Origin of the sequence: Ktedonobacter robiniae (assembly GCF_016587375.1) — a bacterium.
GTDB lineage: Bacteria > Chloroflexota > Ktedonobacteria > Ktedonobacterales > Ktedonobacteraceae > Ktedonobacter > Ktedonobacter robiniae.
In genome coordinates, this window is sequence record NZ_BNJG01000006.1 from 87,683 (window position 1) to 114,399 (window position 26,717).

Annotated in this window: 23 protein-coding genes and 3 pseudogenes; 13 read left to right on the plus strand and 13 right to left on the minus strand. The window is 52.9% G+C overall.

Annotation, left to right across the window (positions count from 1 at the left end):
* Positions 1–25 precede the first annotated feature (25 nt).
* The gene (locus JMJ04_RS44260; protein WP_201376748.1) at positions 26–940 is read right to left on the minus strand and encodes a LysR family transcriptional regulator; all 915 of its coding nucleotides are present in this window, start codon (positions 938–940) and stop codon (positions 26–28) included.
* A 280-nt stretch (positions 941–1,220) separates the two neighbouring features.
* On the opposite strand from JMJ04_RS44260, the gene JMJ04_RS44265 reads away from it, so the two are divergent.
* On the plus strand, positions 1,221–2,159 hold the full coding sequence (locus tag JMJ04_RS44265; protein ID WP_201376749.1) for a zinc-binding dehydrogenase: 939 nt from the start codon (positions 1,221–1,223) through the stop codon (positions 2,157–2,159).
* An 839-nt stretch (positions 2,160–2,998) separates the two neighbouring features.
* Here the strand turns inward: JMJ04_RS44265 and JMJ04_RS44275 are convergent.
* Positions 2,999–3,709, minus strand: a pseudogene (locus tag JMJ04_RS44275) (IS6 family transposase).
* Between the two features lie 101 nt (positions 3,710–3,810).
* Between JMJ04_RS44275 and JMJ04_RS47760 the strand changes: the two are divergent.
* A complete protein-coding gene (locus JMJ04_RS47760; protein ID WP_236039152.1) occupies positions 3,811–4,119 on the plus strand; it encodes a hypothetical protein in 309 nt (102 codons plus the stop codon).
* A gap of 52 nt (positions 4,120–4,171) precedes the next feature.
* Here JMJ04_RS47760 and JMJ04_RS44285 read toward each other — a convergent pair whose 3' ends face one another.
* The 7 genes from JMJ04_RS44285 to JMJ04_RS44315 form a co-directional block, all read right to left on the minus strand.
* Positions 4,172–5,119: an NADP-dependent oxidoreductase gene (locus JMJ04_RS44285; protein ID WP_201376752.1), complete on the minus strand. Its 948-nt coding sequence runs from the start codon at positions 5,117–5,119 to the stop codon at positions 4,172–4,174.
* A gap of 741 nt (positions 5,120–5,860) precedes the next feature.
* Complete coding sequence (locus JMJ04_RS44290; RefSeq protein WP_201376753.1) at positions 5,861–6,187, minus strand: rhodanese-like domain-containing protein; 327 nt, start codon at positions 6,185–6,187, stop codon at positions 5,861–5,863.
* A 21-nt stretch (positions 6,188–6,208) separates the two neighbouring features.
* On the minus strand, positions 6,209–6,346 hold the full coding sequence (locus JMJ04_RS44295; RefSeq protein WP_201376754.1) for a RidA family protein: 138 nt from the start codon (positions 6,344–6,346) through the stop codon (positions 6,209–6,211).
* Entirely contained in the window at positions 6,343–6,741 is a 399-nt protein-coding gene (locus JMJ04_RS44300) for a RidA family protein (protein ID WP_201376755.1), read from the minus strand. Before JMJ04_RS44300 ends, JMJ04_RS44295 begins: the two co-directional genes overlap by 4 nt.
* Positions 6,742–6,867: 126 nt before the next feature.
* Positions 6,868–7,260, minus strand: coding sequence for a 2-deoxy-5-keto-D-gluconate 6-phosphate aldolase domain-containing protein (locus tag JMJ04_RS44305; RefSeq protein ID WP_201376756.1), 393 nt, complete (start codon positions 7,258–7,260; stop codon positions 6,868–6,870).
* Positions 7,245–7,448 carry a hypothetical protein gene (locus JMJ04_RS44310; protein ID WP_201376757.1) on the minus strand — a complete coding sequence of 68 codons (204 nt, stop codon included), beginning with the start codon at positions 7,446–7,448 and terminating at the stop codon, positions 7,245–7,247. Before JMJ04_RS44310 ends, JMJ04_RS44305 begins: the two co-directional genes overlap by 16 nt.
* 103 nt (positions 7,449–7,551) lie before the next feature.
* Positions 7,552–9,813, minus strand: coding sequence for an FUSC family protein (locus JMJ04_RS44315; protein ID WP_201376758.1), 2,262 nt, complete (start codon positions 9,811–9,813; stop codon positions 7,552–7,554).
* Positions 9,814–10,495: 682 nt separating this feature from the next.
* Here JMJ04_RS44315 and JMJ04_RS47765 point away from each other — a divergent pair.
* Positions 10,496–10,831, plus strand: a pseudogene (locus JMJ04_RS47765) (DDE-type integrase/transposase/recombinase); the annotation flags it as partial.
* Between the two features lie 14 nt (positions 10,832–10,845).
* Here JMJ04_RS47765 and pdxR read toward each other — a convergent pair.
* Complete coding sequence (pdxR, locus tag JMJ04_RS44320; RefSeq protein ID WP_201376759.1) at positions 10,846–12,342, minus strand: MocR-like pyridoxine biosynthesis transcription factor PdxR; 1,497 nt, start codon at positions 12,340–12,342, stop codon at positions 10,846–10,848.
* Between the two features lie 105 nt (positions 12,343–12,447).
* On the opposite strand from pdxR, the gene JMJ04_RS44325 reads away from it, so the two are divergent.
* The 7 genes from JMJ04_RS44325 to JMJ04_RS44355 all read left to right on the plus strand — a co-directional run bounded on the left by JMJ04_RS44325 (position 12,448) and on the right by JMJ04_RS44355 (position 20,160).
* Entirely contained in the window at positions 12,448–12,636 is a 189-nt protein-coding gene (locus tag JMJ04_RS44325; RefSeq protein ID WP_268887451.1) for a zinc-binding dehydrogenase, read from the plus strand.
* A gap of 524 nt (positions 12,637–13,160) precedes the next feature.
* The gene (locus tag JMJ04_RS44330) at positions 13,161–15,434 is read left to right on the plus strand and encodes a PAS domain-containing sensor histidine kinase (protein ID WP_420799604.1); all 2,274 of its coding nucleotides are present in this window, start codon (positions 13,161–13,163) and stop codon (positions 15,432–15,434) included.
* A gap of 9 nt (positions 15,435–15,443) precedes the next feature.
* Positions 15,444–15,839: a response regulator gene (locus tag JMJ04_RS44335; RefSeq protein ID WP_201376761.1), complete on the plus strand. Its 396-nt coding sequence runs from the start codon at positions 15,444–15,446 to the stop codon at positions 15,837–15,839.
* A gap of 61 nt (positions 15,840–15,900) precedes the next feature.
* A complete protein-coding gene (locus JMJ04_RS44340) occupies positions 15,901–16,143 on the plus strand; it encodes a DUF417 family protein (protein ID WP_201376762.1) in 243 nt (80 codons plus the stop codon).
* Between the two features lie 264 nt (positions 16,144–16,407).
* Entirely contained in the window at positions 16,408–16,566 is a 159-nt protein-coding gene (locus JMJ04_RS44345; protein WP_201376763.1) for a hypothetical protein, read from the plus strand.
* 255 nt (positions 16,567–16,821) lie between these two features.
* The gene (locus tag JMJ04_RS44350) at positions 16,822–19,752 is read left to right on the plus strand and encodes a PAS domain S-box protein (RefSeq protein ID WP_201376867.1); all 2,931 of its coding nucleotides are present in this window, start codon (positions 16,822–16,824) and stop codon (positions 19,750–19,752) included.
* A gap of 9 nt (positions 19,753–19,761) precedes the next feature.
* Positions 19,762–20,160 (plus strand): response regulator, encoded by a 399-nt coding sequence (locus JMJ04_RS44355; RefSeq protein ID WP_201376764.1) that lies wholly within the window; start codon positions 19,762–19,764, stop codon positions 20,158–20,160.
* A gap of 454 nt (positions 20,161–20,614) precedes the next feature.
* Here the strand turns inward: JMJ04_RS44355 and JMJ04_RS44360 are convergent, their stop codons facing one another.
* Both JMJ04_RS44360 and JMJ04_RS44365 read right to left on the minus strand, forming a co-directional pair.
* Entirely contained in the window at positions 20,615–20,938 is a 324-nt protein-coding gene (locus JMJ04_RS44360; protein ID WP_201376765.1) for a hypothetical protein, read from the minus strand.
* Positions 20,939–21,203: 265 nt separating this feature from the next.
* Positions 21,204–21,914 (minus strand): IS6 family transposase, encoded by a 711-nt coding sequence (locus JMJ04_RS44365; RefSeq protein WP_201376766.1) that lies wholly within the window; start codon positions 21,912–21,914, stop codon positions 21,204–21,206.
* A 923-nt stretch (positions 21,915–22,837) separates the two neighbouring features.
* Here JMJ04_RS44365 and JMJ04_RS44370 point away from each other — a divergent pair.
* Positions 22,838–23,554, plus strand: a complete 717-nt coding sequence (locus tag JMJ04_RS44370) for an IS6 family transposase (protein ID WP_201376767.1) — start codon at positions 22,838–22,840, stop codon at positions 23,552–23,554.
* A 255-nt stretch (positions 23,555–23,809) separates the two neighbouring features.
* Here JMJ04_RS44370 and JMJ04_RS44375 read toward each other — a convergent pair whose 3' ends face one another.
* On the minus strand, positions 23,810–24,790 hold the full coding sequence (locus JMJ04_RS44375) for a group II intron reverse transcriptase (RefSeq protein WP_268887445.1): 981 nt from the start codon (positions 24,788–24,790) through the stop codon (positions 23,810–23,812).
* A 354-nt stretch (positions 24,791–25,144) separates the two neighbouring features.
* Between JMJ04_RS44375 and JMJ04_RS44380 the strand changes: the two are divergent.
* Positions 25,145–25,993, plus strand: a pseudogene (locus tag JMJ04_RS44380) (recombinase family protein); the annotation flags it as partial.
* 128 nt (positions 25,994–26,121) lie between these two features.
* On the plus strand, positions 26,122–26,523 hold the full coding sequence (locus JMJ04_RS49365) for a recombinase zinc beta ribbon domain-containing protein (RefSeq protein WP_420799605.1): 402 nt from the start codon (positions 26,122–26,124) through the stop codon (positions 26,521–26,523).
* Positions 26,524–26,717 lie beyond the last annotated feature (194 nt).

Below are 26,717 nucleotides of genomic sequence, written 5' to 3' on the forward strand. Positions count from 1 at the left end.
TAGGGTTGACGAGTAGTATTGCGATTCACCTGTGGTTTGTGAGGTGGTTTGAAAATGCTGTTTCTTGTATCGCTCTCACAAAATGCAGCACACTGTTTGATGGTTTGCGGGGATAAAGCATCCCATATGGAATCGTGTACTCCCAATCGACAGAAAGAGTGACCAGAGAGGGGTGGACATCTTTCCATCCGTCTAACGTCAGCAGAACGGCACAGCCTGCTTCACAGCGGTTGAATACATCAATATCATACTGATGGAGTCCGTCCGTAATCTGGATTTCCTGGTGTTCCGTTCCTAAATATCCCCGTATTGCGTCAATGAGCGGGCTGGTGCCTGATTGTATCATGACTAACCGCTCTCCATAGAGATCGGTCACAGAAAGCCTTTCCTTCCTGGCTAATGGATGTTCCCTTGAGACTGCGACACAAAAGCGATACTCCCCCAACTTGAGAGCCTGAAAAGAGTCAGACTCATTCGCTCTCTCATATGCCCCGACCATGACATCAAAATCCTTCCCAATTGTTCGATAGGCCGTGGGCCAGGATTCAACATCATCATCAAAGGGAACCATCTTCATTTTGAACTGGGGATAGGCATCGCTGATGGTGTTCCATACATCGACAAGGATGGTACATGGGTTTAGCAGTGACGTTCCAATCCGTATACAGTGCGGATTTGTCTTGGCGGCTTGCTGTGCTCGTGCAATGGCTTTTTCTGAATATTGCAGCAGAAACTTTGCATCATGATAAAAGGATCTTCCAGCATCGGTGGCTCGTATACCATGATGTGTTCGGATTAAAAGTTGCACACCAATCTGCGCTTCTAAGACATTCATTTGTTTCATGAGCGCCGTTGAGGAGAGATATAATTTCTCGGCAGCCTTTGAAAAGCTCCCTGCATCTATGACTTCTATGAACGTATGTAATACGTCATTTTCCATACGATTTCCCTTCGTATAAACCACAGGTTCATACCATGATAACCAGGGTAACTTTTTTCTTCTTCCCTGTCAAGCGCGCGGCTACTATACTTACCCTTGCAAGCAGCAATCCACCACCAGAGATGGAGGATGCCATCGAACCACAAGCATCAACGTAGGATACAACAGGAGTTCTATGGCACGTCGTGTGGAATTTTGAATGTTGGGATTTACAGATTCCCCAACCCTAAGTCTAATGGGGGAATTTCCCAAATTGCTATCAGAGAAAGGGATGAGATACATGAGTTCAATACGTGCGATAGTCGTTGATCCTGATGTTCCAGGACGGTTTGCCATCAAAGAGGTCGAAGCGCCCCAGCCTGGCCCGTCGGAAGCGCTTGTTCAGGTTGAGGCCTTTTCTTTGAATCGAGGAGATGCGATCATCCTGGTCGAAGCGGGCAGGCGACCCGGTTGGGATCTGGCCGGAACCGTCATCAAGCAAGCTGCCAATGGGACAGGGCCGAAGGTCGGGAGCCGGGTGGTAGGCCTGGTTAATGCAGGCGCATGGGCTGAGCAGGTGGCGGTTCCGACGAACAGACTGGCCGAAATTCCCGCCAGCGTGACGTTTGCTCAGGCGGCCACCTTACCTACGGCTGGACTCACCGCGCTGCGGGTGCTTGAGAAAGGAGGGCTGCTCCTGCACAAGCGCGTGTTGATTACCGGTTCCACAGGTGGGGTGGGACTCTTCACGCATCAGCTCGCAAGGCTCAGCGGTGCCTCTGTCGTCGGTACGGCTCGAAATGCTCGCCTCGAGGCGGTAGTACGAGAGGCGGGAGCCGATGAGGTGATCGTGGGGGACGATCTTGAGCCAGCGCGTGCCTATGGCCCGTACCACTTGATTATCGAGTCGCTCGGTGGGAAAGCACTGAAGAGCGCACTCTCTCTGCTGGCACCAGGGGCAACCTGCGTCACGCTGGGCTGGTCGGCATCTCCAGAAGTCACCATTGATGTCAGAAATTTCATAGTTGCTGGGGGAATTACCCTCTACAAGCTGGTGATGTTTGCAGAATTAGATCGTCGTGCTGCATCTCGTGACTTGGCCTGGCTCGCACAACTGGTAGCCGAGCAGCAATTGCGGACGCCCATCGAGGTGGAGGCTTCCTGGCACGACATTGGTGAGGTCGCGCAACGCTTGCTGCAAAGACAATTCACTGGCAAAGCTGTTCTGCATCTGGCGTAGAGAGTACTGAAGCTGCCGGAATCTTGCATGAGTCTCAATGCTGAGAGTATCTCTTCCTCTGGAACATGCTCGAAGACGAGAGGTCCAGGAGAGATGCTGTTGGCGCATGGCCAAGTGTTTGCTTCTACACGCCGCGCCGTCAAGCCATTTCCATTTGAGCTTGGAAAATCAATGCGCCAACAGCATCTCTCCTGAGCCTCTCTCCAAATTACAAGATAGCAGTGAAAGAAGCCAGATAAAGAGCGGTTTTCCAGGAAACGTGTGTACCGGTGCTCAAGATTGAGGGCAATTTCTCACATTTGAGGGCCAGATTTGCTCACTTGGTACGGCATTTACCAGGGACAACTATGCGTCAGTACGGCTGAAGAAGGCATTGCGAAGCCAGATGAACCAGAGATGGGTCGGAAAGCAGAAGCAGATGGTGTGTGGTCAGGGGAAGCGTTCCTGTGCGCCGGCGAAGGCGGCAATACATTCGGCAAGATGGATACCTTGCCGCTATCCGTAGGGGGATAGGACTGCGGAGAGTGTTTCTCCTGGGAAGGGATGAGCATGAAGAGATAGGAGTGGCTGTGGGCGTGCGAGTGATAGACGCCGAGCTTGCCATTGAGACCCTCCCACTCTTTCCTCAGAAAATGAAGAACTGAGTTGGGCGGAGAAATGTTAGGCAACCTCTTTGGGAACGAGTGTCACGGTATATCCCAACTGCTCAAGCTGCTGAACGGAACGTCGAGTCAGCCGAGTCGTGTCCCGCTTCTCGAAGTAATCCGCTCCCAGAGGTTGTGTTGCAAGAAATTTCAAGAAGACAAGATGAGGTTATGGAGCAACGCTCCTTGTTCAGTTTAAGCAACCACTCCAAAGAGTTTGGCGACCAGTGCGACCTGCCCTCTCACATCCCCTTTTGCCACGCCCCGCAGTTGTCCTTTGCGTATCAGGTTCATCACCTCGAAGCCTTGTAAGGTTCACCAAGCGGTCTCGAAGGAGAAGAAGCCCATGCCAGGCTTCGTCAGTCGTTTGATAAACCGGTGGTCTTGTTCAACGAGATTATTGAGGTACTTCACTTGTCGGAGCTCACAGCTTTCAGGGATATGTCCTGTCTCTTTCAATTCTGCGAATGCTTTGGGGTAGGCGGCATTTTTGTCGACGTTGATGACTCGTGGCTCACTGCAATGCGAAGCGGTGAGCGTTTTGAGCAAGAATTGCTTGGCTGCTTGCGCATCTCTCGTCGAGCTCAAGAAGAAATCGAGCGTCTTCCCATGTGAATCAACTGCTCGATACAAATACACCCACTCTTTTTTGACCTTGACGTAGGTTTCATCGACCCGCCAGGAGTCCGACGTGGACTTCAAATAGGGACGGCACCGCCGTTCAAGTTCGGGGGCATAGTGTTGAACCCAGCGATAGATCGTGGTATGGTCCACGTGCAAACCACGTTCGAGCATCATCTCTTCCAGATCGCGGTAACTCAAAGCATAGCGTACGTACCACCTGACGCACAAAAGAATGATGTCGGACTGAAAATGACGCCACTTGAATGGATGCTGCTCTGCCATAACGTGTCTCTTTCGCTCGTTTTCCTTGACTGTACCAGATCAGCTTCCTTTTTTGCAACACAACCTGAACGACTAGGATCGTCAGATTATCGAAGAGTTCCGTGCCAACCTGGGCAAAAAGTGGCGAACCTCGCACCCGCCTGACCTCCATACCTGTCGAGGGAGGTCGCATCTACGTTTTCGCTGGCAATAGGGGCGCGCTAACCAATCCAGTAGTGTTGCAAAAAAAAATTAAGCTCATCAAAATAAGGGTGAGATTTGTCGAGCCCGGCCCGGTGGAAGACACGTGCCTGGTGGGTGTCCTCGATGAGGAGTACAAGCAGCAGCAGGTGGCCGCTACCCCTGGGGCGCCTGGCACACCCGGGCGACGTTGCCCAGGAAGAATAGTCATTCTGATCGAGGCTCTCTAACTGGGCAAGAGCCAACTTTTGCACAAATTCCCAAACAGAGCTTGCATCTGTTCTAGACACTCAGAACTAGTTTTCCGCGCAGATGACCTTCTGAGAGGCGCTCGTAGGCTTGACGAGCCTGTTCTAGAGGATACACTTTCTCGATCAGTGGTTTCAGGTGCCCTTCATCGGTGAAGCGAGCAAGCTGTGTAAGATCATCGGCGTTGGCTTCAACGATGAACCAGACCCCCTTCTTCTGGTACTGCTCGGCATATTTACTCACCAGATTGGAGGTACCAGCAATTCCTACATATGTACCCTCTGGTCTGAGCAGTTTGATGCTTGCTTCAATCACCGAGGCTCCGACTACATCGAAGATAAAGTCGATATCACTCACCACTTCAGCAAAGTTGGTGGTGGTGTAATCGATCACTTCATCGGCACCAAGAGAGAGCAGGGTCTCGCGGTGCTGTCCAGAAGCCACGGCGATCACGTATGCGCCTTTGAGATGAGCAAGCTGAACGGCATAGTTCCCCACACCACCAGCGGCACCGTGGATGAGAATACGCTGTCCCGCTTGCAGGTTCCCCTTCTTGAAGAGTGCCTGCCAGGCGGTGAGCGCCGAGAGGGAGAGAGCCGCACACTCTTCATGACTGACTGATCGGGGTCGTAGGGCAATCTGATTGGGAGTGACAATGGCATATTCAGCCCAGGCGCCATCACGATCAGGGCGGGGAAGCCCATAGACTTCATCGCCTACTTGAAACGCTGTCACTCCCCCACCAACTGCTTCAACAATCCCCGAGACCTCGTGGCCGGGGATAATAGGGCGTGGTCGTGGCTGGGCGCTATCCCCATGGATATACCATGTTTCCGACCATGTGAGTTCATCCGGTGTTAAAGCCGCAGCTTTCACCCGCAAGAGCACTTCCCCAGCAGCAGGTACGGGTTTCGCAACCTCTACCACTTCCAAAAGCTCGGGACCACCAATCTTTTCAGAAACAATGCCAATGGCTTTCATTTCTCTCTCCTTTTTTCCTCTTGGATTTTTGTGAACTTGAAGAACCCTCACATCCGCTCGCAAACACCTCGACCGTATCATGTGTACTCTTCCCACCCTCAGAAGAGGTCCCGATCGTGATCGCGAGCTTGGGGAGGCCATTCATAGACGAGAACAACTTTACAAGCTACCTGCGGTCTGTTCAGATGCATGCTTGCGGCAGAAACCGCCTGCGCTGTTATGTTCCAGGCCAGCAAAACGAGCAAAGCACCGCCACACATACAGAGCTATATCCGATGCATCTCTTCCACCTTTTCTGGCAGATACCTCCGTGCAAACAGCAATCGATCCATGTAAAAACGTCATACTTTCCCTCGCATTATGAATCATCGGCGCAAACTGAACAGGAGAATGATTGGCGATGAAATGACTCATCCCACGGGATGCGCAACGAGATAGGGTAGGCCGCTGGCAAGGTATTGTGGCCCAATCCTTTTCCCTCGGCCTCCCTCAGAACCGGATTTGATACGTTAGCATCATCCGGCTCGCCAGTGATTTATGTCCTGATCTTCTGTCCTGTGGGCTTCCCGGTATGGATAGCCCTGTGACAGTTCTGGGATGCATAGCGTTCACTATCATGGCGGCGCTGCTGACTACGCAAATGACATGCCTTCCACGTCAGGCCTTCTTTTCAGGCTTTATATGTGCTTTTTCCTGATAAGGTGCCCGGTACGTATTCACAAACCGCTGGTCGTTCCACCATCACGCCCTGACATCCTGGCCTTCTAAGGGGTAGCCTGCTTGCTCCCACTCGGCCAGCCCACCTGCAAAATGCAACACATGAGCATAGCCCTGGTATTCAAGCAACTTGCCGAAGGCTGCACTGGCAACGCAGGTTCGGTCGGAACAGTAGACAACAATCTCGTCTTCTTTGTGAAGCTCGGTCAGCGCATCCTGGATGGTGGCGAAGTAGAGGGAGCCAGGAATGTGCTTTGTCTGGTACTGCCACTCACTCAGAGCCATCACCAAGCGAAAGGATTCATGGTGGTCCACTTTCTGTTTCAACTCTTGATGGTCAATGATTCTCAATGGTTTCTCCTCCATTCCGTTTTACTTCGCTGCCTGTACCTCAGCCTCGACGAGAAAATCTGGACGAATAAATCCTGACACAATCAACGACATGGCCGCTGGACCATCACCGACCTGAGCAACCTTGATTGCTACTCCTGTATTATGTATTTTATTCATAATGAATCTCCTTCAGTTTTTGCCGCAATGACCTCGAGTTCAACGAGAATTTCCGGGCGAATCAATTCGGTAACCACAGAAAACATGCCTGCTGGACAAACCTCACCCAGGTAACGGCCTCGAACTTGAATATAGGCCGATTTATCCTCCGCGTGAATCAGATATTGGTTGACCTTCACGATATCAGATACCCCCATGCCAGCAGATTCCAGGATGGCCAGAATATTCTTCCAGGCCTGGTCGGCCTGCTCCTTAATCGTCTCTGGCACAGTTCCATCAGGCCTGATGCCAGGCGTTCCAGATGTATGCAGCCAGCGAACCTTGCCTGAAACCTCTACCCCATCACTGTAGCGACCAATCTGTGCCGCCACCCCTATATTGTGGATTGTGTTCATTCTTCGTCTCCTTGGTTATCTCCATCTCAATGTGAGAATGCATGCGAGAAAAGGTGAGAAAAGATGTTTTTTGAAGAATACCTTTCCTCAAACAATATCAGCATACGAGTCATCCCGAGTGAAAAACTAATGGTCTCCCTGGCTACTATCAGCTGCCACGCTGATCTGACGACCTTCTTGAAAGATCCGGCTCCAGGTCTCAAAGTTCTGCGCGATTTGCGTTGTAGCTTCGTCCAGGGAGAGACGCTTTGCCTCAAAGGCAACGACGGCGTTCCACCAACTGGTGCGGCCAACGGCAAAGCCGATAAATCCCGGCACGCTGGCGGCCGCCTGGAGCCAATGCGTCATACGCTCCTGGCTTGCTCCGCGCCCCAACACGATGAGGCCAACGTTCTGCCCGCCATTGCGGTGCGCCACTTCGACTATCCGCTCACAGTCGATGCGTTGATCCAACCCTTCAATTTTCCAGACATCCGGTTCCACGCCCGCCTGCCGCAATTCCTCTATGGCCTGGACCATGAAACGGAGCCGAAGCTGCGTGTCATAAGTACCTTTATAAAGCCCTCGTAGATAATTTGTTTACTCTCAGCTACTCTCAACGCTTGCTCGACGCTGAGCGGCTCTTTCCAGCCAAACAAACCGCTGATATATGAATTGCGATGATCAAACGGCAAAATGGAGAGCTGCTTTGTATATCCTGTGAGCATATGTGTGGGCTCCTTTCGTTCAGAGCGAAACGATACATCGGGAAAGAGCGACGCAGTACGGCATAGACGTCGCTGCCGTCGCTCTTTGCTGTCGTAGCTAAAATCAGGCTGTCACCGCCTCACGTTCCAGGTCGTCAGTAGGCAAGAGTTGGCTGATGATATCGATAGTGCGAACAATTTGTTCTGCTTCCTTCACCAGGAAAGATTGCTCGGCTGCCGAAGGTTCCTGCGACGATCGCGCCGACGTTTCACTCTCGGTCAGAGCATGCAGCGCCGCATCTAAGCCAGCGCACGAGATGGTTTCTGGTTGGGCAGTCGCAAGCGTCTGGGAGAGGCGTTGTAATGTTGTGTCTACCTCTTTCACAAAAAACCTCAGTTGATCTTGCATGGCAGAGGGCAGAACAACGTCATTCAATTGATAGCCTTCAAGGGCCAGAATATTCAATGAGATCGAGTTGAGCGCTTCCAGCAGCCCCTGCGCCCGAACTGTATTGAAATGAAGCGCTGAGGGCTCATGTGTGATGCGCTCTAGCGAGGCTTCGACGTTCGAATAAGCAAGCCTCGCTTCTCGATGGCGAGAAACAACGCGCTCGATATGAGAAGTATCAGGCTGAATATACGCCTCCATGACAGCAAGAAAGTGCTTTCGCAGTGTCTCCACACGCGCCACCATATTGGGAGAGAGCTGCATATGCTCCCAAGTCGGCCAGATCAAAAACATGCCGAACGCCAACGCTCCGCCTATCAGCGTATTGATAGTACGGTCGAAGACATTTGTCAGTGGATGCGGAGTCACCAGGGCAAATAAGCACACTGCCGCAATCGTTATCCAGGCGGAATAGAGTGCATAATTGACAAAAAATGAAGCAAGGGTGATATAGGCTGCAATAGCGACAATGAGGACAAGCATCTCTGGTGTCGGTTTCAATGTCACGAGCAACACCGTTGCGAGGATCACCCCACCCAAGGTTCCCACCAGACGAGACACACTCCGCGTGAGCGTTGTATTAAAGTCTGGCTTGAGAATAGCAAAGGCCGTGAACGATATCCAGTACCCCCCCCCGATAGGCCATCCTGGAAGATGATAGAGAGCGGTTGTGAGCGCCAGCGTCACCCCCAGGCGAATCGCATGGCGAAACGCGGTTGAACGAAACGTGAAATTTGCTCTGAGGATGGCTTGCACATTGTAGAATTCGGCCCATGCTGAATGGTGGTGGAGGGTATATTCCGCAAGAACTACGGGATCAGGGTAGCGCCATGTCTGTGTTAAACACTCGATTCTATACAAGAGACGGATCACACGCTGAACATAGGCAAGGATGTTTTGAAAGAGTGCTTGCGTCTCAGACGAAGTGGCCTGCCATTGTTGCGCCTGGGAGAAAATCATTTCGATGTTCTCGTTTGACCGTAATTGCCCTGCTTCCTCTTCCCTCCGCAAAGCGCCGGGTCCGAGGATAAGGTGCTGGGAGACGCTCTGTAGCTTCCTTGAAAGCTCCTGCAAAAGTTGTTCCAGGGCGGCGATGCCTTCCTTTGACTCGGAGGGTGTTTCTCGTAACTCCTGTCTCAGTCGATGCAAGACAATGAGCAACAGGCGCATCCGTTCGGCCTCGCCATAGAGTGCGAAAAGTGCTCTTCCTCGTGGGCGGTGGTCATCACGATCGAGCAGGATCGCCTGGGACTGGACCAACGCTGCACGTACCATCTTGTTATGCATCTCCAGATTGTCATCGGTCGCTCCGGCCATCTCTGCCAGGCGCTTAAAGAACAGAGACAACATCTTTCGCTCAGCACCAGTACGACGCCAGGGTGAGAGGAGCATTTCGAGCAGAAATGCAAGTAAAGCTCCTGTGAAGACAAGTGCCGTCTGGAAGAACGCGTGCAGAGGATCACGCGCAAAGGACTGAAGGAACAGGATGGCGACCAACGATTGCATGCCAATCATGGCGACAGGTAGACTGGCTACCACTAAGAGGCCTGCTACAAACGCCACGGCACCCACGACCACGATCGGCAAGATCGGGAGCGTGCCGATGACGGAACCGATAAAAGCTCCAACCCCCATACTCACACAGCTCAAAAATAAGACGCGGAGCCGTGCATGATTAGGGTTCGTCATATTCATGACCGTCCAGAGCGCGGTTCCGCCAGCAACCGTTGCACCCTCCACCATATGACCTGTAGCCAATCCCATAGCCAATGGAAGCGCGATCCCTGCAGTTCCACGGAGCGCCTTCAAAACCATTGCTTGCGGCATATTCATACGCAAGGCAGCACGCCAGGATAACGTGAAAGCCTCAAACCAGGATTGGCGGGATGCTTGTAGAGATGACGTATTCCGACGCTTATGAGAACGATATTCTTGCATAAAAAAATGCTCCAAGTACCAATTGATGACAAAGGCCATGATTCAATGAGTATATAAGGTCACTTCTGCGCGGATTTTGAAGCAAACGCGAGAAAATCGGCGCGAAACACATGCCTGCTCATGGTTTTCAGACATCTCATCAGAGTGATCCTGTCTGAAAGCCACCAGCCAATATCACAGAGAGAACGATGCTCAGGTGCTCATGCTTCTTTGAAGCGCCTAAAAGCAATCATCCAGAAACGCAAATGACCTACCTTTGCCAGAGTATTCGTAGCTCCGCGTTAAACTCGGCGGCATGTTCTGCGAGCATATAGAGCCGAGCATGGGGCACATCCGCCCGGAGCTTTGTGCCGGGGATAGTGTTTGCCAACCAGTGTGACCACGTCACGGGAAACAGATTATCGCTCGCTCCCCATATAATCAGCGTAGGAACAGTCAGATTGCGCAGTTTTGCCGGTCGTGTTGCAAAAAAATGTAAAGCTCAGCACATTGGGGAGAGCCATATTACCTGCACCATTTTCTCAGCCCAATTTTTTTGCAACTCGACCATTCATGCTCGCTTCCCTCTGGACATCTCCTTTATCTGCTTCTTGAAAAAACTTTCTTTTCCTGACACGAAAAGCATACTCCAATGATGGGCTTATCAAAAGAGCCATTTTCAGGTAGACGAAAGGGGCCATTTGGGCATACTTCCTACCCACGAGCAATACGTAGGATCCTTGGCAGCGACGTACTGCATCGGACCAATAAATATCTCAACAATTGGTTGGAGCAAGACCATTGAGGAGTGAGACAACGGTACTATCTGATGCGTGGCTTTGGGATTTTCGCATCAGCGGCGCGTTTTTGCCGCGCTTTTGATGAATTGCGTAACTACTTTCGCCCACGTCACACTACGGGAGAAACACTGCCTCTTCGGGAGCAACGACGGTTGTTCACAGAACAACTTGCTTCCCTGCAACTCCTGATGCGAATGGCTTTCATCCCTTTCTGTGGGCTTTTATGCGCTCAGTTCTGATAGAACCGTTCAGGTCACATTTTTCCTAGTGCCAGCGCTAGTGTTTTTACCCCCGCGCGCAGTTCTTCTGGGGAAGCGCTCGCAAAACCAAAAAGAAGACCGTCACGTTGAAAGGGGCGCTGGCTGGGTTGTGAAAGAGGCAGAAGGTGCAGGCCATGCGCTGAAGCTTGCTGGACGACTCTCTGGGCGCTCATCCCTTCAGGGAGCCAAGCGACCAAGTGCATGCCTGCTTCTGGTACGATGATATCTAACATCTCGCCGAATTCCTGTGTAAGTGCCTCTATGAGAGCATTCCGACGTTCTCTGTACAGCCCACGCATTTTTCGCAAGTGTCGCGCAAAATGACCCTCAGCAATAAAGTCGGCCAGGGCCAATTGCTCGAGGAGTGGGAGGTGCCTATCGATAATGCGGCGCGTTGCGATCAAGCCCTTGAGCAGCTCGGTGGGGATGACCAGATAACCCAGGCGCAATGAGGGAAAGAGCACTTTGCTAAAGGTTCCAATATAGATCACGCGTCTGGCGTTATCCAGCCCTTGCAGCGCCTCCAGCGGTCGTCCACTAAAGCGATACTCACTATCATAATCATCCTCGATGATCCAGGCTTGGGTCTCTCTCGCCCATTCTAACAGCGCGAGCCGTCGGCTGAGACTCATGGTGACTCCTGTCGGGAACTGATGCGAAGGGGTAACGATAGCCAGCTGTGCCTTTGGGCAAAGCTGTCGTCCGCTTTCAACATCGATCCCCTCCCGATCTACTGGCACGGGGACCAGTTTTGCCCCGGCGACCAGCAGTGCTCCACGTGCTCCTTCATACCCAGGATCTTCGACCCAGGCCAGATCACCAGGATCAAGCAAGGCGCGCGCGACCAGGTCGAGTGCTCCCTGTGCTCCAGCGGTGAGGATGATCTGTTCAGGCGAGCAGTGGACGCCGCGTGTAATACCGATGTGCGCGGCGATAGCCTCGCGCAGCGGGGCGTAGCCTTGCGCGTCCTGGTAGCATGAGACGGCTTGCAGTGAGTGGCGCGTATGTTTTGCGACCAATCTGGCCCAGACCTCGTACGGAAAGGCTGCCACATCTGGCTGGCCGGAGCGGAACGCGCTTGTGCTTTGGTTGGCCCGGTCGGTAAAGAATTCTTCTGAAGAAGACTCCTTGATGAGCAATTGGCCGCGCCGGGCAAGCACTGCTTGAGGCGTTTCTGAGCTATCCGTTGTGTGCTGATCTCCTCTAAACGACTGCTCTGATTGCAGATGGGCGACCCGCGTACCATCTCCCACCCTGCTCTCGATATATCCTTCCAGTAGCAACATCTCGTAGGCAAGAGCGGTGGTGTTGCGTGATACCCCCAGTTCACTCGAAAGCACGCGCGTCGAAGGCAGGCGCGTACCGGCCTCTAATTGTCCTGTGAGAATCTCCGAGCGCAATCGCTCGTAAAGCTGTTTGTACAACGAAATTGACGCGTTCTGGTCAAGAGAGATTTCTAGCCTTTTGCCAGGTAGTGCTCTTTTAGACATACTGTATCTGCTCTCCTTAAAGCCCCTGTATGAATCAACATCTTTCTTAAATGGCCTCTTTCTTCTACCTGAAAATGGCCCTTTGAACAGATCCTTTATCAGAGTATACTTCTTGGTGTTAGTAAAAGACAAAAGCACGAACGCTGCATTGCAGAAAGGAGACCATCATTGGACCATGGTCAGTTGACGGTTCACCTTGATCAGGTGTTTCCCCTCGCCATGGCCATGCAGGCTCATGAGCGACTGGAGACGCGGCACCATCAAGGAAAAATCGTGCTCAATGTACCAGGATGAAGACCCTCTATGGTCAAGTCCTAAAAAACCATGAGGAGGTATTGTCAACGCAAGGGCAATTATTGAGTTTATCGCCAGAAATTCTGGAGAGAAGTGGGCGCCGGCCCAAAATCTTCTCGGAAGAAAGCCCTCTGAAAGACCTCACATGAAGGTTCAGTGGTGAAAGCTCATCAAGAGAAAAATGTACGTTGACAATACCCGCGGTTGTCACCTGGGGAGAATGACTCAGGAAGAGATCCTCAGCCAAGAAGCATTACGCCATCCTATCTCCTCCTCCGTTGTAAATAAGCGCTGCAACGGATAGCCATAAAAGCCGCCCCTGAAAGGGCCCGGGGCAGATGCTCATTGCTCCTGGCCTCTCCGGGAAACGCACGTATTGCATACACACACTTTTTCATAGCTTGTTCCAACCGATGTGACAGAAGAGGGATCATCTCCATTGCATAATATTTCTTGAGGTTCAAAGCGGGAAAACATCGTTGCCACCAGGGATGGGGAGACGTGAAAGGGAGAGAGACAGTATGATGTTCAATCCACAAAGCAGCGAGTCAAGCCTGCCCACATCGCGTGACACGCTCCTCAGCACGCTTGAGACGCTTCCTGATGCGTTGTTTGTCGTCGATGACGCCACAACGATTGTGTATGCCAATGCCAGCGCGCAGACCATGCTCGGCACCACACAAGAGGCGCTTGTTGGAAACAGCTTCTGGTGCCTCGCTCCTCACCTGGTGAGCACAACGCTCTACCAGGCGGTGCTCAAGGCCAGACAGACGCGGAAACTGACCGACGTGGACTATCGTTCCCCGGTGACCCAGACCTGGTTTCATGCACAGATCTCGCCCACCGGAGTGGGCCTCGCGGTCTTGTTCCAGGAAAACACAGAACCAACGCAGTGCCAGGACGCCCTTCGCCAAAGTGAACAGCGGTATCGGGATCTCCTGGAGCACAGTGCTGAGCGGGTCGCGATGTTGACACCGGAGGGACTGATCCTGGAGATCAGTCAGCGTCCCTTGACGGACGCACAGGTCCAGCTCGAGGAGGTGATTGGCAAACCGCTCACCGCTGTTCCCTGGTGGTCGTCTGTCCCGCATGCCCAAAGGCAATTAGGTGCGGCGATCGAACAGGCCAGACAGGGAGAGACGGTACGTTTTGAAGCCCGCATATACCCACACCCAGAAAGGTATATCGACCTTGCGTTGACGCTGACGCCCCAATGTGCGGCGAATCAGCAGGTCGAGTATCTGATCTGTACGGGATTCGATATTACCCGGTACAAGCACGTGGAAGTGGAACTTCGTACTGTGCTCGATACCGTGCCCCAATTTGTCTGGATCAGGCGGCCTGATGGTTCCATCGCCTACTGTAATCGACGCTCGCACGACTACGCCCACGAGATGGCCGAGCAACCCCCAGAGGATGAATGGTTCCAGCACCTGCCTCCCACTGACCGGCTGTGCATCCAGGGCATGTGGCACACAGCCCCCCGAACAGACATCACGTCTGATGAAGCAGCCTCACTTCAGTTTGTGCATCCTGAGGATCGAGAACGGGTCCTGGCTCTTCAGCGCCAGGCATTAGAGACAGGGGAACCCTATGAGTTTGAATATCGTCTCAGGGAGAGACAGCCGGGCGCCTATCGCTGGTTTTTATCACGGGGTGTGCCGCTGCGGAACGAGGAGAGGCAGGTCGTCCAATGGGTTGACACCTGCACCGATATTCAGAGGCAGAAACAAACCGAGGACGCCTTGCACCAGAGCCAGGAACGCGTGAACCATCTCATGAATTCCAGCGTGATCGGGATCTTTTTCGCCGAAGGCGACGTGGTGGTGGAAGGGAACAACACCTTCCTGAGGATGACGGGCTATAACCGGGACGAGCTGTGCCGGCGGTGTATCAACTGGGGCAGTTTCACCCTGCCAACCTCGAAGCCCTCGCTGTTCCAGCAAGCGCACCAGGAACTGGTCGTGCAGCAAGATACCACGCCCTTTGAAGCCGAACTCGTGTGTAAGGATGGTAGCCGCCTGGACGTGCTCATGGGAGGAGTGGCCTTTCATGGGGAGGTGCTCCAGGGCATCGGCTTTGTGCTGGACAACTCAGCCCGCAAGGAGCTGGAGCAGCGCAAAGATCACTTTCTAGGGATGGTCAGCCATGAACTCAAGACACCGCTCACGTCCTTGAAGCTGCAAACGCAACTATTACGAAAGCAACTGGGAAAGCAAGGCATCGACAACGCGGATCCCGTTCTTTCCCGGATGGAGGCACAACTCAACATGGTTACCCGATTGGTCGGAGAGTTGCTCGACCTCTCCAAAATTCAGGCTGGCACCCTGGAGTATGCCCAAGAAACGGTGAATCTGGACGACGTGCTCCAGGAGGTCGTTGAGATCGTGCAGCAGATGCAGACGACCCATACCATCGTCGTGCATCGTGCCGCGTCCCCCCCGCTTCTGGTCGGGGATAAGGACCGGCTCGAGCAAATGTTGCTGAACCTGATCAGCAACGCGATCAAATATTCCCCAGGAGCCAACACAATAGAGGTGGATATCAAGACATCCGAAAAGGCCGTGACGCTCAGCGTGCATGATCAGGGTATCGGCATTCCACAAGAGCAGCGCGAGAAAATCTTTGAGCGCTTCTATCGGGCGGTTGCTCCACATCAGCGCGCCTTTCCAGGCCTCGGAATGGGCTTGTATATTGTCGCGGAGATTGTGAAATACCATGGAGGATCCATCACGATGGAGAGCGAAATGGGAAAAGGATCGACTTTTCAGGTGACGCTTCCCCTGAAAAGAACATAAGGAGCGCACATGTATACGTCCCAGCCACAAGCATGTAGTGATGTTATAGTTGTCAAGAGTATTCTCATTGTCGAAGATGATCCCATCCTTGGCAATCTCCTGCTGGAAGTGCTCCAGGAGGAGGCAATCTATCAAGGGCATCTTGCTCCGAGCGGCGAGATGGCGCTGATTATGCTGCAAACGATCACGCCTGATTTGTTTCTCCTAGACTATCATCTCCCTGGGATGAATGGGCTGGAACTCGCCGACCAGTTGCAGCGGAGAGAAGGAGGTGAGCACACACCCATCCTCCTGATGAGTGCCGATTTGCCACAAGAAAACGGCGCCCTGGATCATCTCAGAACGCTGCAAAAACCCTTTGATCTGGAGACGCTGCTGCAATTGATCGCACATCTTCTTGCATGAGAAGGACAAGAGTTTTTTAGCAGAAAGAGATGGTGATCATATCATCCCTTTCTGGTAAGGGATGGTGATCCTTGCCGCCATTCCCCTCATTGCAGGTGTATGGCTGCGTTACGTCGGCCTGCTTTGCCTGGTCTTGTGTACTGGAACACTGACCATTTTTGTGATTGCGCCAGCAGTGACCGGATTTCCCGTGTTCACCCTGTATGGTGAGTTTCTCTTAAAGGATGTCTTGCTGGCTGCTGCCACCATGAGCATCATAGCGATGGATGCAGCCAAACAAGCACACAATAATGAGAGCAGTTGACTACCTAACGCTTTATAGATGAGGATGTACCCTCGGGCAATTCGTCTGCGCTCTCCCTGAAACTCATTGCTCCGCTGGATACGCCTCCTGATGCGCCGATCTTTCTAGATCAGAGAGCCATGATCCAGTAGGTTAATACAAGAGCCGCCACCATGCTTGGGGCAAGCAAGCACGAACTGCCTGGCAAGCTGTTTGGCAGTGTGCGCCACGCTCGAAGGATTCCCTGCAAAGATGCGCAGGGGACGATTCCGCATTGGATTTCACATGTACAGACATCGATGTTTAAAGTGGACCGAACAGACTGAAGAGGCCCTGCGCCAGAGCCAGGAACGGGTGCGCACACTGATAAACGCAACGAGTATCGGGATCACCATTGGCGAAGACGATGTGATTGTGGAGGCCACTATGCCTTTTTACGCATGACCGGTTATCCCCGGGAAGATCTCTATCAACGAAAGATCAATTGGATGCAGGTGACCCCTCCAGAATACAAAGCCTCTACCGAGCAGGCACATGAGGGACTCGCACGGCCCTGCTCGATGATCCCTTGTACTCGATAATTCTGCCCACAAAGAGAAGGTAGGTCGACAACCACCATACAACAATACAGCTCGATGTCAGAGGCGAAAAACCTCTTCACCGAGACATGGGCCATATGAAAGGGAGAGAGACAGTATGATGTTCAACCCACAAAGCAGCGAGTCAGGCCTGCTCACATCGCGTGACACGCTCCTCAGTACGCTTGAGACGCTTCCTGATGCGTTGTTTGTCGTCGATGACGCCACAACGATTGTGTATGCCAATGCCAGCGCGCAGACCATGCTCGGCGCATCACGAGAGCAATTCCTGGGGAACCCCTTCTGGCGCAGTGCTCCACAACTCGTGAGCCCCTCACTCTATCAGGCAGTGCTCAAGACCAGGCAGACCCGAGAGCCGACCGAAGTGGAGTATTGGTCTCCCATAACCCTGACCAGGCTGCACGTGCAGCTCGCTCCGACCATGGGGGGACTCACCTTGCAGTTCCACGAAGTGAGAACATCAACGCGACGCCAGGAGATGGTTCCCCTCAGCGAACAGCTCTACGCTGATGTCCTGGAGACTATCTCTGACCGGCTCGTGATCTTGACCCCTGATGGGATGGTCCTGGCCATCAGTCAGCGCCCCTTAGAGGACGCACACCTCCGGCGAGAGGAAGTGATCGGGAAACCGTTCACCGACACTCCCTGGTGGTCGTATGCTCCACCTGTCCAGCAGCAATTACGCGCAGCGATTGAACAAGCCAGTCGGAGAGAAATCGTGCACTTTGAGACCAGGATACGCCCACAAGAGGGGTGGTATCTGGATCTTGCGGTGACGATGACCCCGCATCTGAATGCTGACAGACAGGTCGAGTACCTCATCTATACCGGGCTGGATATCACCGCGCGCAAACGAGCCGAAGAAGGACTCCGTGTCCTGATCGATACCATCCCCCAATTCGTCTGGATCATGCGCCCCGATGGCTCGTGTGAATACTGTAACCAACGCTGGTGTGGCTCTACCAATATGACTTCTGAACAAGCTCAAGGGGATGGTTGGCTCCAGGCCATCCACCCCCTTGACCAACAACGTGTCCTGGAGAGGTGGCAGTGTGCCGTCCAGACCGGCAGGCCCTATGAAGCGGAACAGCGCCTGCGCCATGGCACGACCGGGGAGTATCGCTGGTTCCTTGTTAGAGGAGCGCCACACAGGGATGATCAGGGCACGATCCTGAAATGGTTTGGGACTGCTACCGACATTGACGAGCAGAAACAGGCTGAACAGAGAATCAAAGCCAGTGAGCAGAACTGGCGAGTGCTGGCTGAAACACTGCCGCAACTGGTGTGGACAACGCAGCCCGATGGCCGTGTTGACTACTGTAATCAGCGCTACTGTGACCTGACGCAGGCCGATTTCGAGCAGATACGGGACTATGGATGGCGTCAATTCCTGCATCCCGAAGATGCCGAGCACACGCTTGCGCTTCGGCAGCAATCCCTTGCCACCGGTGAACTCTTTGAGAACGAATGTCGTATCAGAGATGGGCGAACTGGAGAGTATCGCTGGTTTTTAGCCCGCGCGCTGCCGGTGCGCGATGCAACCGGTCAGATCCTCAAATGGTTTGGCACCTGCACTGACATCGAGGAGCAGAAACAGGCTGAGCAGCAGCTCAAAACCAGTGAGCAGAACTTTCGCACGCTCGCCGAAATGGTGCCGCAACTGGTGTGGACCATGTGGCCCGACGGCCGTCTAGACTACACGAATCAGCGTTATCGCGACGTAACGCAGGCCAATCTTACCCTCGAAGGAGACGATATATGGCGTCAGTTCGTGCATCCAGAGGACATTGAGCGGACACTGGCGATCCGGCACCAATTACTCAGAATAGGGGAAATCTACGAGAACGAATATCGTCTTAAGGATGGACGGACTGGAGAGTACCGCTGGTATTTAACCCGTGCGCTCCCAGTCCGCGATGAAGCGGGTCAGATCATCAAGTGGTTCGGCACCAGCACTGATATTGATGACCAGAAACGCATCGAGGAGGCCCTGCGTCAAAGCCAGGAGCGCGCGAATGCCCTGATGAACTCCAACATTATCGGGATCAATATCATCGAAGGTGAGCAGATCGTGGATGCCAACGACACCTATCTGCGCATGACCGGTTATACCCGCGAAGACCTGCGCGCCGGGAACATGAACTGGATGCAGATGACGCCGTCAGAGTATCTGGATCGGACCTTCGAGGCTCATCAGGAACTTGATGCCCAGCAGTCGCTGACGCCCTATGAGAAAGAATACGTGTGTAAAGACGGCAGTCGCCTTCCAGTGGTTGTGGGCGCGGTCCTCTTACAGCATCAGCCACGCCAGGCGATCGCCTTTGTGCTGGATAACTCGGCCCGCAAGGAACTCGAACAACGCAAAGATGACTTTATCAGCATGGCCAGCCATGAACTGAGGAACCCACTTACGGCTCTGAAACTGCACACTACCTTGCTGCACCGGCAACTGACGAAGCAAGGCCTCCAGGCTTCGGCGCTTTCCAGCATGCAAACCCAGATCAACAAACTCACCCGGCTGGTGGAAGACTTGCTGGATGTCTCCAAAATCCAGGCGGGCAGGCTCGAGTATCGGCAGGAATCGGTGGATCTCGATGCCTTGCTGCGGGAGATCGTCGACACCATGCAGCAAACCAACCCGAGCCATACCATCCTGGTGCGGGGTACCGTGCAAGCCATCCTGCTTGGGGATCAAGACCGGCTGGGACAGGTCTTCACCAACCTGCTCAGCAATGCTATCAAGTATGCTCCCGGCGCAGAGACCGTCGAGGTGGATCTCTCCGCTTCCGAAGAGACGATCACGATCCGAATACGCGATCATGGCCTGGGCATCCCACGCGAGCAGCGCGACAAGATTTTTGACCGCTTCTATCGCGTCACTGATCCCAAGCAGAAAGCAATCCCCGGCCTGGGCATGGGGTTATACATTGTCGCGGAGATTGTGAAACACCATGGGGGAACGATCACCGTCGAAAGCGAACCAGGAAAAGGATCGACCTTTCAGGTGACGCTTCCCCACCAAAGAACATGAGGAACGCACATGGAGACTTCCCAACAAAAAGGATGCAGCGAGGGTGGCATTGTCAAGAGTATTCTCATTGTCGAAGATGATCCCGTTCTTGGGAACCTGCTGCTGGAAACGTTCCAGGATGAGACGACCTATCAAGGCTATCTTGCGTCAAGTGGCGAGAGCGCGCTGAATATGCTCTCAACCATCACGCCTGCATTGTTTCTGTTCGACTACCATCTCCCTGGGATGAATGGGCTGGAACTCGCTGACCACCTGCGTCGCCGAGAAAGGGGGAAGCAGTGCCCCATCCTCCTGATGAGTGCTGATTTGCCACAAGGAAACGGTGCCCTGGATCACCTCAGAACACTACAGAAACCCTTTGACCTGGAGGCACTGTTACAACTGATCGCAGAACTGCTTGCACCATAAGGAGAAATGGTTTTCTAAAATATGGTCCAGAGACTGTCATGCTCTCCTGGTATGAGTATGACAGTCTCTAGGGATGCAGAAAACCAGAACAACATACTTGATGCATTCATTTTGTTCTGGTTTTCTGCATCCCCCTTTGAGCACCTGTACACTTCCTATTGTAGTGACAATACCCCCTCTCAATGGTTTGGTAGATGCAAAGGGCTTATTGATGAGTTCGCGACGTTCTTCTGGAGGACACAAGAAATATCACCTTTCGCTTGCTTCCTCCAAAATGCACCGCACACTCCAGTACAAACTCAACTTCACTCCAATGCAAACTCAGCATCACTCCAGTGCAAACTCAGCATCCCTTTGAAAAAGCCCAGGTTTTTCCATCCAGCGCTGAACCATAGACGATGGATGCCACCTGGTAGACCTCCCTGCGCATGCCCCCAATGATCTCAACCGTGCGTCATCCCCACTCCTGCTCTCGTCGCTCTGGTTGAACCGCTGCGGGGTAGCCTTCGACATACTCCGCAATCCAACACAATTTCTGGCCCAGCAAACTCGCACGCAGTTCTTCAACGCCCCGCGTGCGGAACGGCTCCTCAGGAGGAGGACTGAGCACACGATAGTACTGCCGCTCGCGCGCCTGGATCGCCTGCAAGGTCGCATCTATGATTTCCTGGTGCTTTGGGGTCATCTCAGCTCCTTGCTTCGTCACCAGCTCCAGGCGATTCCTGGCTTCTCTGGGGACGTTCTCTGCTGCCACCTCGCGTTTGAGTGGTATAAACATACGCCCCTACGCTTCACACTCGCTTCGCAAGCCGTCTCAGACGTGTCTTTTCTTGTCTGGGACGTGCCCCATCCATCTTCTATCGTAGGCTCTTCCAGAAAACACATCCTCACCCACGTCCACGCTCGCATCCTGTTGTGTCCCTGGACACCATCCTCTTCTGCACATCGTGTGTTCACAGGGAGAAAGGCAATCACCAAAAGGGGTTGTGTTGCAAGAAATGAGAGCGAGAGAAGCACGCAAAGGTATTTCCATCTTGCTGAGTTTAGGCCACTGCCCCAAACAGCCTTGCGATGAACGCTGCTTGACTGAGGCTATCTCCTTTGTCCACCTTTTGCACTTGTCCTTTTCTCATCGTGTGCATCACCTCGTATCCCTGTAGCGTTCGCCACGCGGTCTCGAACGAAAAGAAGCCCATGCCTGGCTTGACTAGGCGTTTGATGAACCGATGATCCTGTTCGACCAGATTATTGAGATATTTGCTCTGCCGGAGTTCACACGAAGCCGGAACAGCCCTTGCTGCATTCAGTTCATTGAGTGCTTTCGGGTAGGCAGCGTTTTTGTCTACCGTGATCACGCGGGGGATGCTTGTGTGGGAAGCATTCAAAGCCTTCCCCAAAAAGCGCTGGGCGGCTTGCGTATCACGAGTAGTGCTCAGATGAAACTCGAGCGTATTCCCCTGGGAGTCCACCGCGCGATACAAGTACATCCAGACGCCCTTGACGTTCACATACGTCTCGTCAACGCGCCAAGAATCGCTCGTGGTCTTCAGATGAGGACGGCAGCGCTTCTCCAACTCGGGAGCGTAGCGCTGGACCCAGCGATAGATGGTGGTATGATCCACCTGCAGACCCCGCTCGCGCATCATCTCTTCCAGATCGCGGTAGCTTAAAGCGTACCTTAAATACCAGCGCACGCACAACAGAATGATCGCTGTTTCGAAGTGGCGCCATTTGAAGAGATGTTGTTCTCTCATGAGAGGTCCTCTTCGGTCCTTCTTTAGGTCCACTCTACCAGATCAGCTTTCTCTTTGCAACACAGCCGTTCTATTCATATAATCTGTATTTATAGCGAAGAAGTTGAGTTGAAACTAAATTCTGCTTTTTTTGTTCTCCATGAAAGATCAGCATTTTTGGGGGTTGTAGACATACGCTCCTGTCTGTTCTTCTTATTGAAACGTTTTGAAGACCTCGCTTGCTCGTAAATGGCCCCCTTATTATAGCTATGAATGGCTCTTTTAAAAAGTCCATTATTGTCAGAAAGACCATAAAATGGTTCTTACGCAGGAGCCATCGGTTATCATATGCTGTCAATCAGCTTGCAAAGAGGATCGACAGCATACCGACGAAAAAATTATGAGTCCGAAAAAACGAAATTTTATTTAACAATCAACACTCACTCTTGGTAATGAAAGACGCTTCTGGAAAGGGCTATATCACCGTTTACCAATGTTGGCCCAGGCAGACGAGCGGTAAGCCCCCGAAGTGGGCATCAGCCGTTTAATCCTGGTATTTACACTTCGGCACATGATATCTTGACAATACCTTCTGGTGTCTTCGACAAAGAGAGCGTTCATGTATAAATACTGATTTTTATGCATATTTAAAGCAAGTTCTGTCAACATATGGTATACTATAAATGGACAGGAGGAGGAAAGGGAGGAAGAAAGAAGCGGGTCCCTTCCGTGAGTGACACGTCAAAAGACTCTTACAATTCTCTGGCAGAAGGACGCAGAGGCGGAACAACCCTCAGGACGTTCTCACTCATGGGAGGAAAGGAAGACCTGCAAGAAAAGAGGTGATAGGATGCATCAACAGAAGAAAGAGGGATAGCTTGCTGATTGAGTGATCCCTCTTTTTTGTGCTGACGAAAAGCAGAATATCTGACATACTTCGTTGCATGAATACACTCACATCTGCTCCCCATTACAAAGGCTACCGCTTCCTCCCTGAAATCATTAGTCACGCTGTCTGGTTGTATTTTCGTTTTTCGCTGAGTTTTCGCGATGTAGAAGAGCTTCTAGCGCAGCGCGGAATCGTCGTGACCTATGAAACAGTCCGGAAATGGTGTCTTATATTTGGTCAATCCTATGCCAATGAATTGCGTCGCAGCCGTCCTCGCGGCGGCGACAAGTGGTACATGGATGAGGTTTTCCTCACGATCCGCGGAGAAAGGCACTATCTGTGGGGAGCAGTAGATCAGGATGGCAATGTGCTCGATATTCTTGTGCAAAGCCGGCGAAACAAAAAAGCTGCCAGGAGATTTTCCTGCAAACTCCTGAAAGGACTCCAATACGTTCCACGCGTCATTCTCACTGATAAGCTGAAGAGTTATGCAGCCGCGAAACGCGAGAGCTTGCCTAGCGTACAGCATCGGCAGCACAAAGGCTTGAACCATCGAGCGGAAAATTCCCACCAACCCACGCGGCTACAAGAGAAGAACATGCGACGCTACAAATCAGCGCGACAGGCCCAACGCTTTCTTTCTGTTTTTGGACCCATCACTGGACATTTCCAGCCGCACAGGCACCGCTTGTGTGCCAGGGAATATCGTGCCATTTTACAGGGCAGATTCCTGGCGTGGAATAAGATAACCACAGGAAAACTGATCGCATAACGATCATTCCTCTCCCCAGTATTTCACTGGCCTCCATATCTTTCCCCTCTTCTCTCAGCACTATTTTTCGTTCCGTATGCATAGGTAGGAGCTTACGCTCTTTCCCCGCATCCACATGAAGTAGGGCACCAGCGAGGTGCTGCCGAAACAACCCTTTTCTGTTGGTCGGGTAAGGAGACGATGTTGCCATCGTCCCCTCCCCTCAGAACTGCTCGTGAGAGTTTCCCCTCAAGCAGCTCAAGCCTTTCAAATGCCCTACTCAGGACACGGCTTCACCTCGGTATTTCCTTGGCTATGGAGTTGTTGATGACACGTTGGGTGGAGCAGCACCCGATTTTCGAGCTGATCCCCGCCTCCTTTTGATCGCCAGATCTGGTGGTGGTTGTGCCACCCTGTCAGTCTGGTGATCCTTTGGTGACAGCGAGGACAAAGCCCTTTCTGGTTTTTCCAGAGCGTAAGTAATTGCCTCTTTCCCCTGAGGGTGCTTTCCATTTTCACGCCGAAACGCTTCTCGAAATACACCTCCCATGCGGGATCGAAGGGATTCGCCTCTCCCTGGATTTTTACATGCCGCTTGATGGGCGTTTGGGCAGCTCGGAACAATCGAACCGTTTCCCACATGCCGCCTCGCCCAATCACCATGCCCGAAAAGACCCAATGCCGCTCTTCATGATCATGGAAATATTTCTCCTTGATCCATCGTCGCGGTTTGTTGTTGTATCTTTTCCTGGCCCATTGCCATACTATCTCAAAGATGGCATTGTCCACATCTTGAAAGATTTCCTTACTAACCACGTGCTGGTGATACCTTGCCCACCCTCGAATGAGGGGATTGAGCAACAGGATTAACTGTCCTGCTGTGGTTCCCTGGTGGTTTTTCACGACCTTCCGGACTTTTTCCAAGAACGCTTTCACGTTCTTCTTTGCTGGCTTGATAATCAACTTGCCATGATACTTCCGCACATGTTGTCCGAGAAAGTCGAAGCCGTCTTCAATAGGCGTCACGAGGGTTTTCTCCTCAGAGAGTCTCAGCCCTCGTTCCCTCAGGAATTGCTCCACGAGAGGTTTGACTTCGTGCTCTAGCAGTTCCTTTGAACTCCCTGTGATCACAAAGTCATCCGCAAACCGTATCAGGTTCACCTTCGCCTTTCGGCTTTGGCGATCTCCTGGATGGAGTGCTCGTAGCTTGCTTTCTAGTCCATCAAGGGCTAGATTTGCCAGCACGGGTGAAATCACGCCTCCTACAATGTTGCAAAAAAAGTGGTAGAGTTCGAATATCAGGAGGAAATCCCGCGCCAGCGCCTTCGTGCTGCCTACGGTGATGGGTTCAAAGGAGCCCCATTACGGTGTCAGATGTCTGGCGAAGGTGCTTTCCCGCAGGATGCTGTAACGTGTGATGGAGCCACCACCCAAGCCCACTCGCCCCTCGAGCAAGAAGCGGAAGACCCTGGAGGTTCATGTCATGTTTGAACCCAGCCGCCTCGAACAGGAGTGTCTTCAGCAAGCGTATGCCCATCTCATCCCTGCTGTGCAGCGGCATCTTGGCCCTGTCCCACCATTCCCACCTTCTCAGAGAGAAAGGAGCGCTCAATGACCATCGTGCAGGTCGGTTTGTATGCTCGCGTCTCTTCCGAGCAACAAAGTGAAGCCAGAACGATTGAAAGCCAGTTGGCAGCCCTGCGGGCGGCGATTGCGGCCCAAGGGTGCGTGCTCTTGCCGGAGTTAGAATTTGTCGACAACGGCTACAGTGGGGCCACCCTCATCCGCCCCGCTCTCGAGCGCCTTCGTGATATCGCAGCCGCTGGCGGCATCGATCGATTGTATGTGCTCTGCCCCGATCGTCTGGCCCGCAACTACGCGCATCAGGTGCTCTTACTCGAGGAGTTTCTGCGGGCAGGAGTGGATGTCGTCTTCCTCAATCGAGAAGTGGGACAAACGCCTGAAGATCAGCTCTTGCTTCAGGTTCAAGGCATGATTGCTGAATATGAACGAGCCAAGATTTTAGAGCGCAGTCGGCGAGGGAAACGACATGCCGCTCAGATGGGTCGAGTGAGTGTGCTCTCGTGCGCTCCTTACGGCTACCGCTATGTCAGTGTCTGGGATGGAGCAGGTGAAGCACGATTTGAGATCGTGTTGGAAGAAGCACGCGTGGTCCGCCTCATCTTCCAGTGGGTGGGCCGAGATCGCTGCAGCATTGGGGAAGTCCAGCGGAGATTGAATGCGGCCAAGGAGCGGACCCGAACAGGCAAAACCATCTGGGATCGGGCGACCATTTGGGGCATCCTCAAAAATCCGGCGTACAAAGGTGAGGCTGCGTTTGGGAAAACGGCCGTCGAGCCGCTTCGCCCGCGTCTGCGAGCCCAACGAGGACGAAGCTTGCAGCCCAAGAAGGCCTATTCGGTGCATGATGTTCCTTCAGATCAATGGTTCCACATTCCCGTTCCTCCTTTGGTAGATGCAGCCTTGTTTGATGCCGTCGCCGACCAATTGCAGGAAAATCGCAAGCGAGCGCGTGTGTCTGAGCGTGGTGCTCGTTATCTTTTGCAAGGCTTGATCGTCTGTGGCTGTTGTGGGTATGCGCGACTTCTGGCAAGCCCATCAGTCCAAGTGCGCGCAAACACCATCCTCGTGAGTACGCCTATTATCGATGCATCGGTTCAGATGCCTATCGATTTGGGGGTGAGCGGCTCTGCTGGAACAAACAAGTGCGAACGGATCTGGTGGATGAAGCGGTCTGGCAAGAAGTCTGCCGTCTCCTTGAGCATCCAGAGCGGCTGGAGCAGGAGTATCGACGGCGCTTGTGCCAGCACACGCAAGCACCTCATGAGCGCTCTGAGATGGAGACGCAGATGGGGCGTGTACACCGAGGGATTGCTCGCTTGATTGATAGCTATGCGGAAGGGGTAATTGACAAAGAGGAGTTTGAACCCCGAGTGACTCGAATGCGAGAGCGATTGCGCACAGCTTGAGGAGCACGTGCAGCAGATGAAAGACGATGAGGGACTGCAACGGGAACTGACCTTGATCTTGAGCCATCTCGATGCCTTTGCAGCGCGGGTGAAGGACGGTTTGCAAGAGGCGGACTGGCAGACACGTCGAGACATCATTCGGGCTCTGGTCAAGCGGGTAGAGGTGGATCAGGAGCAGGTTCGTGTGGTGTTTC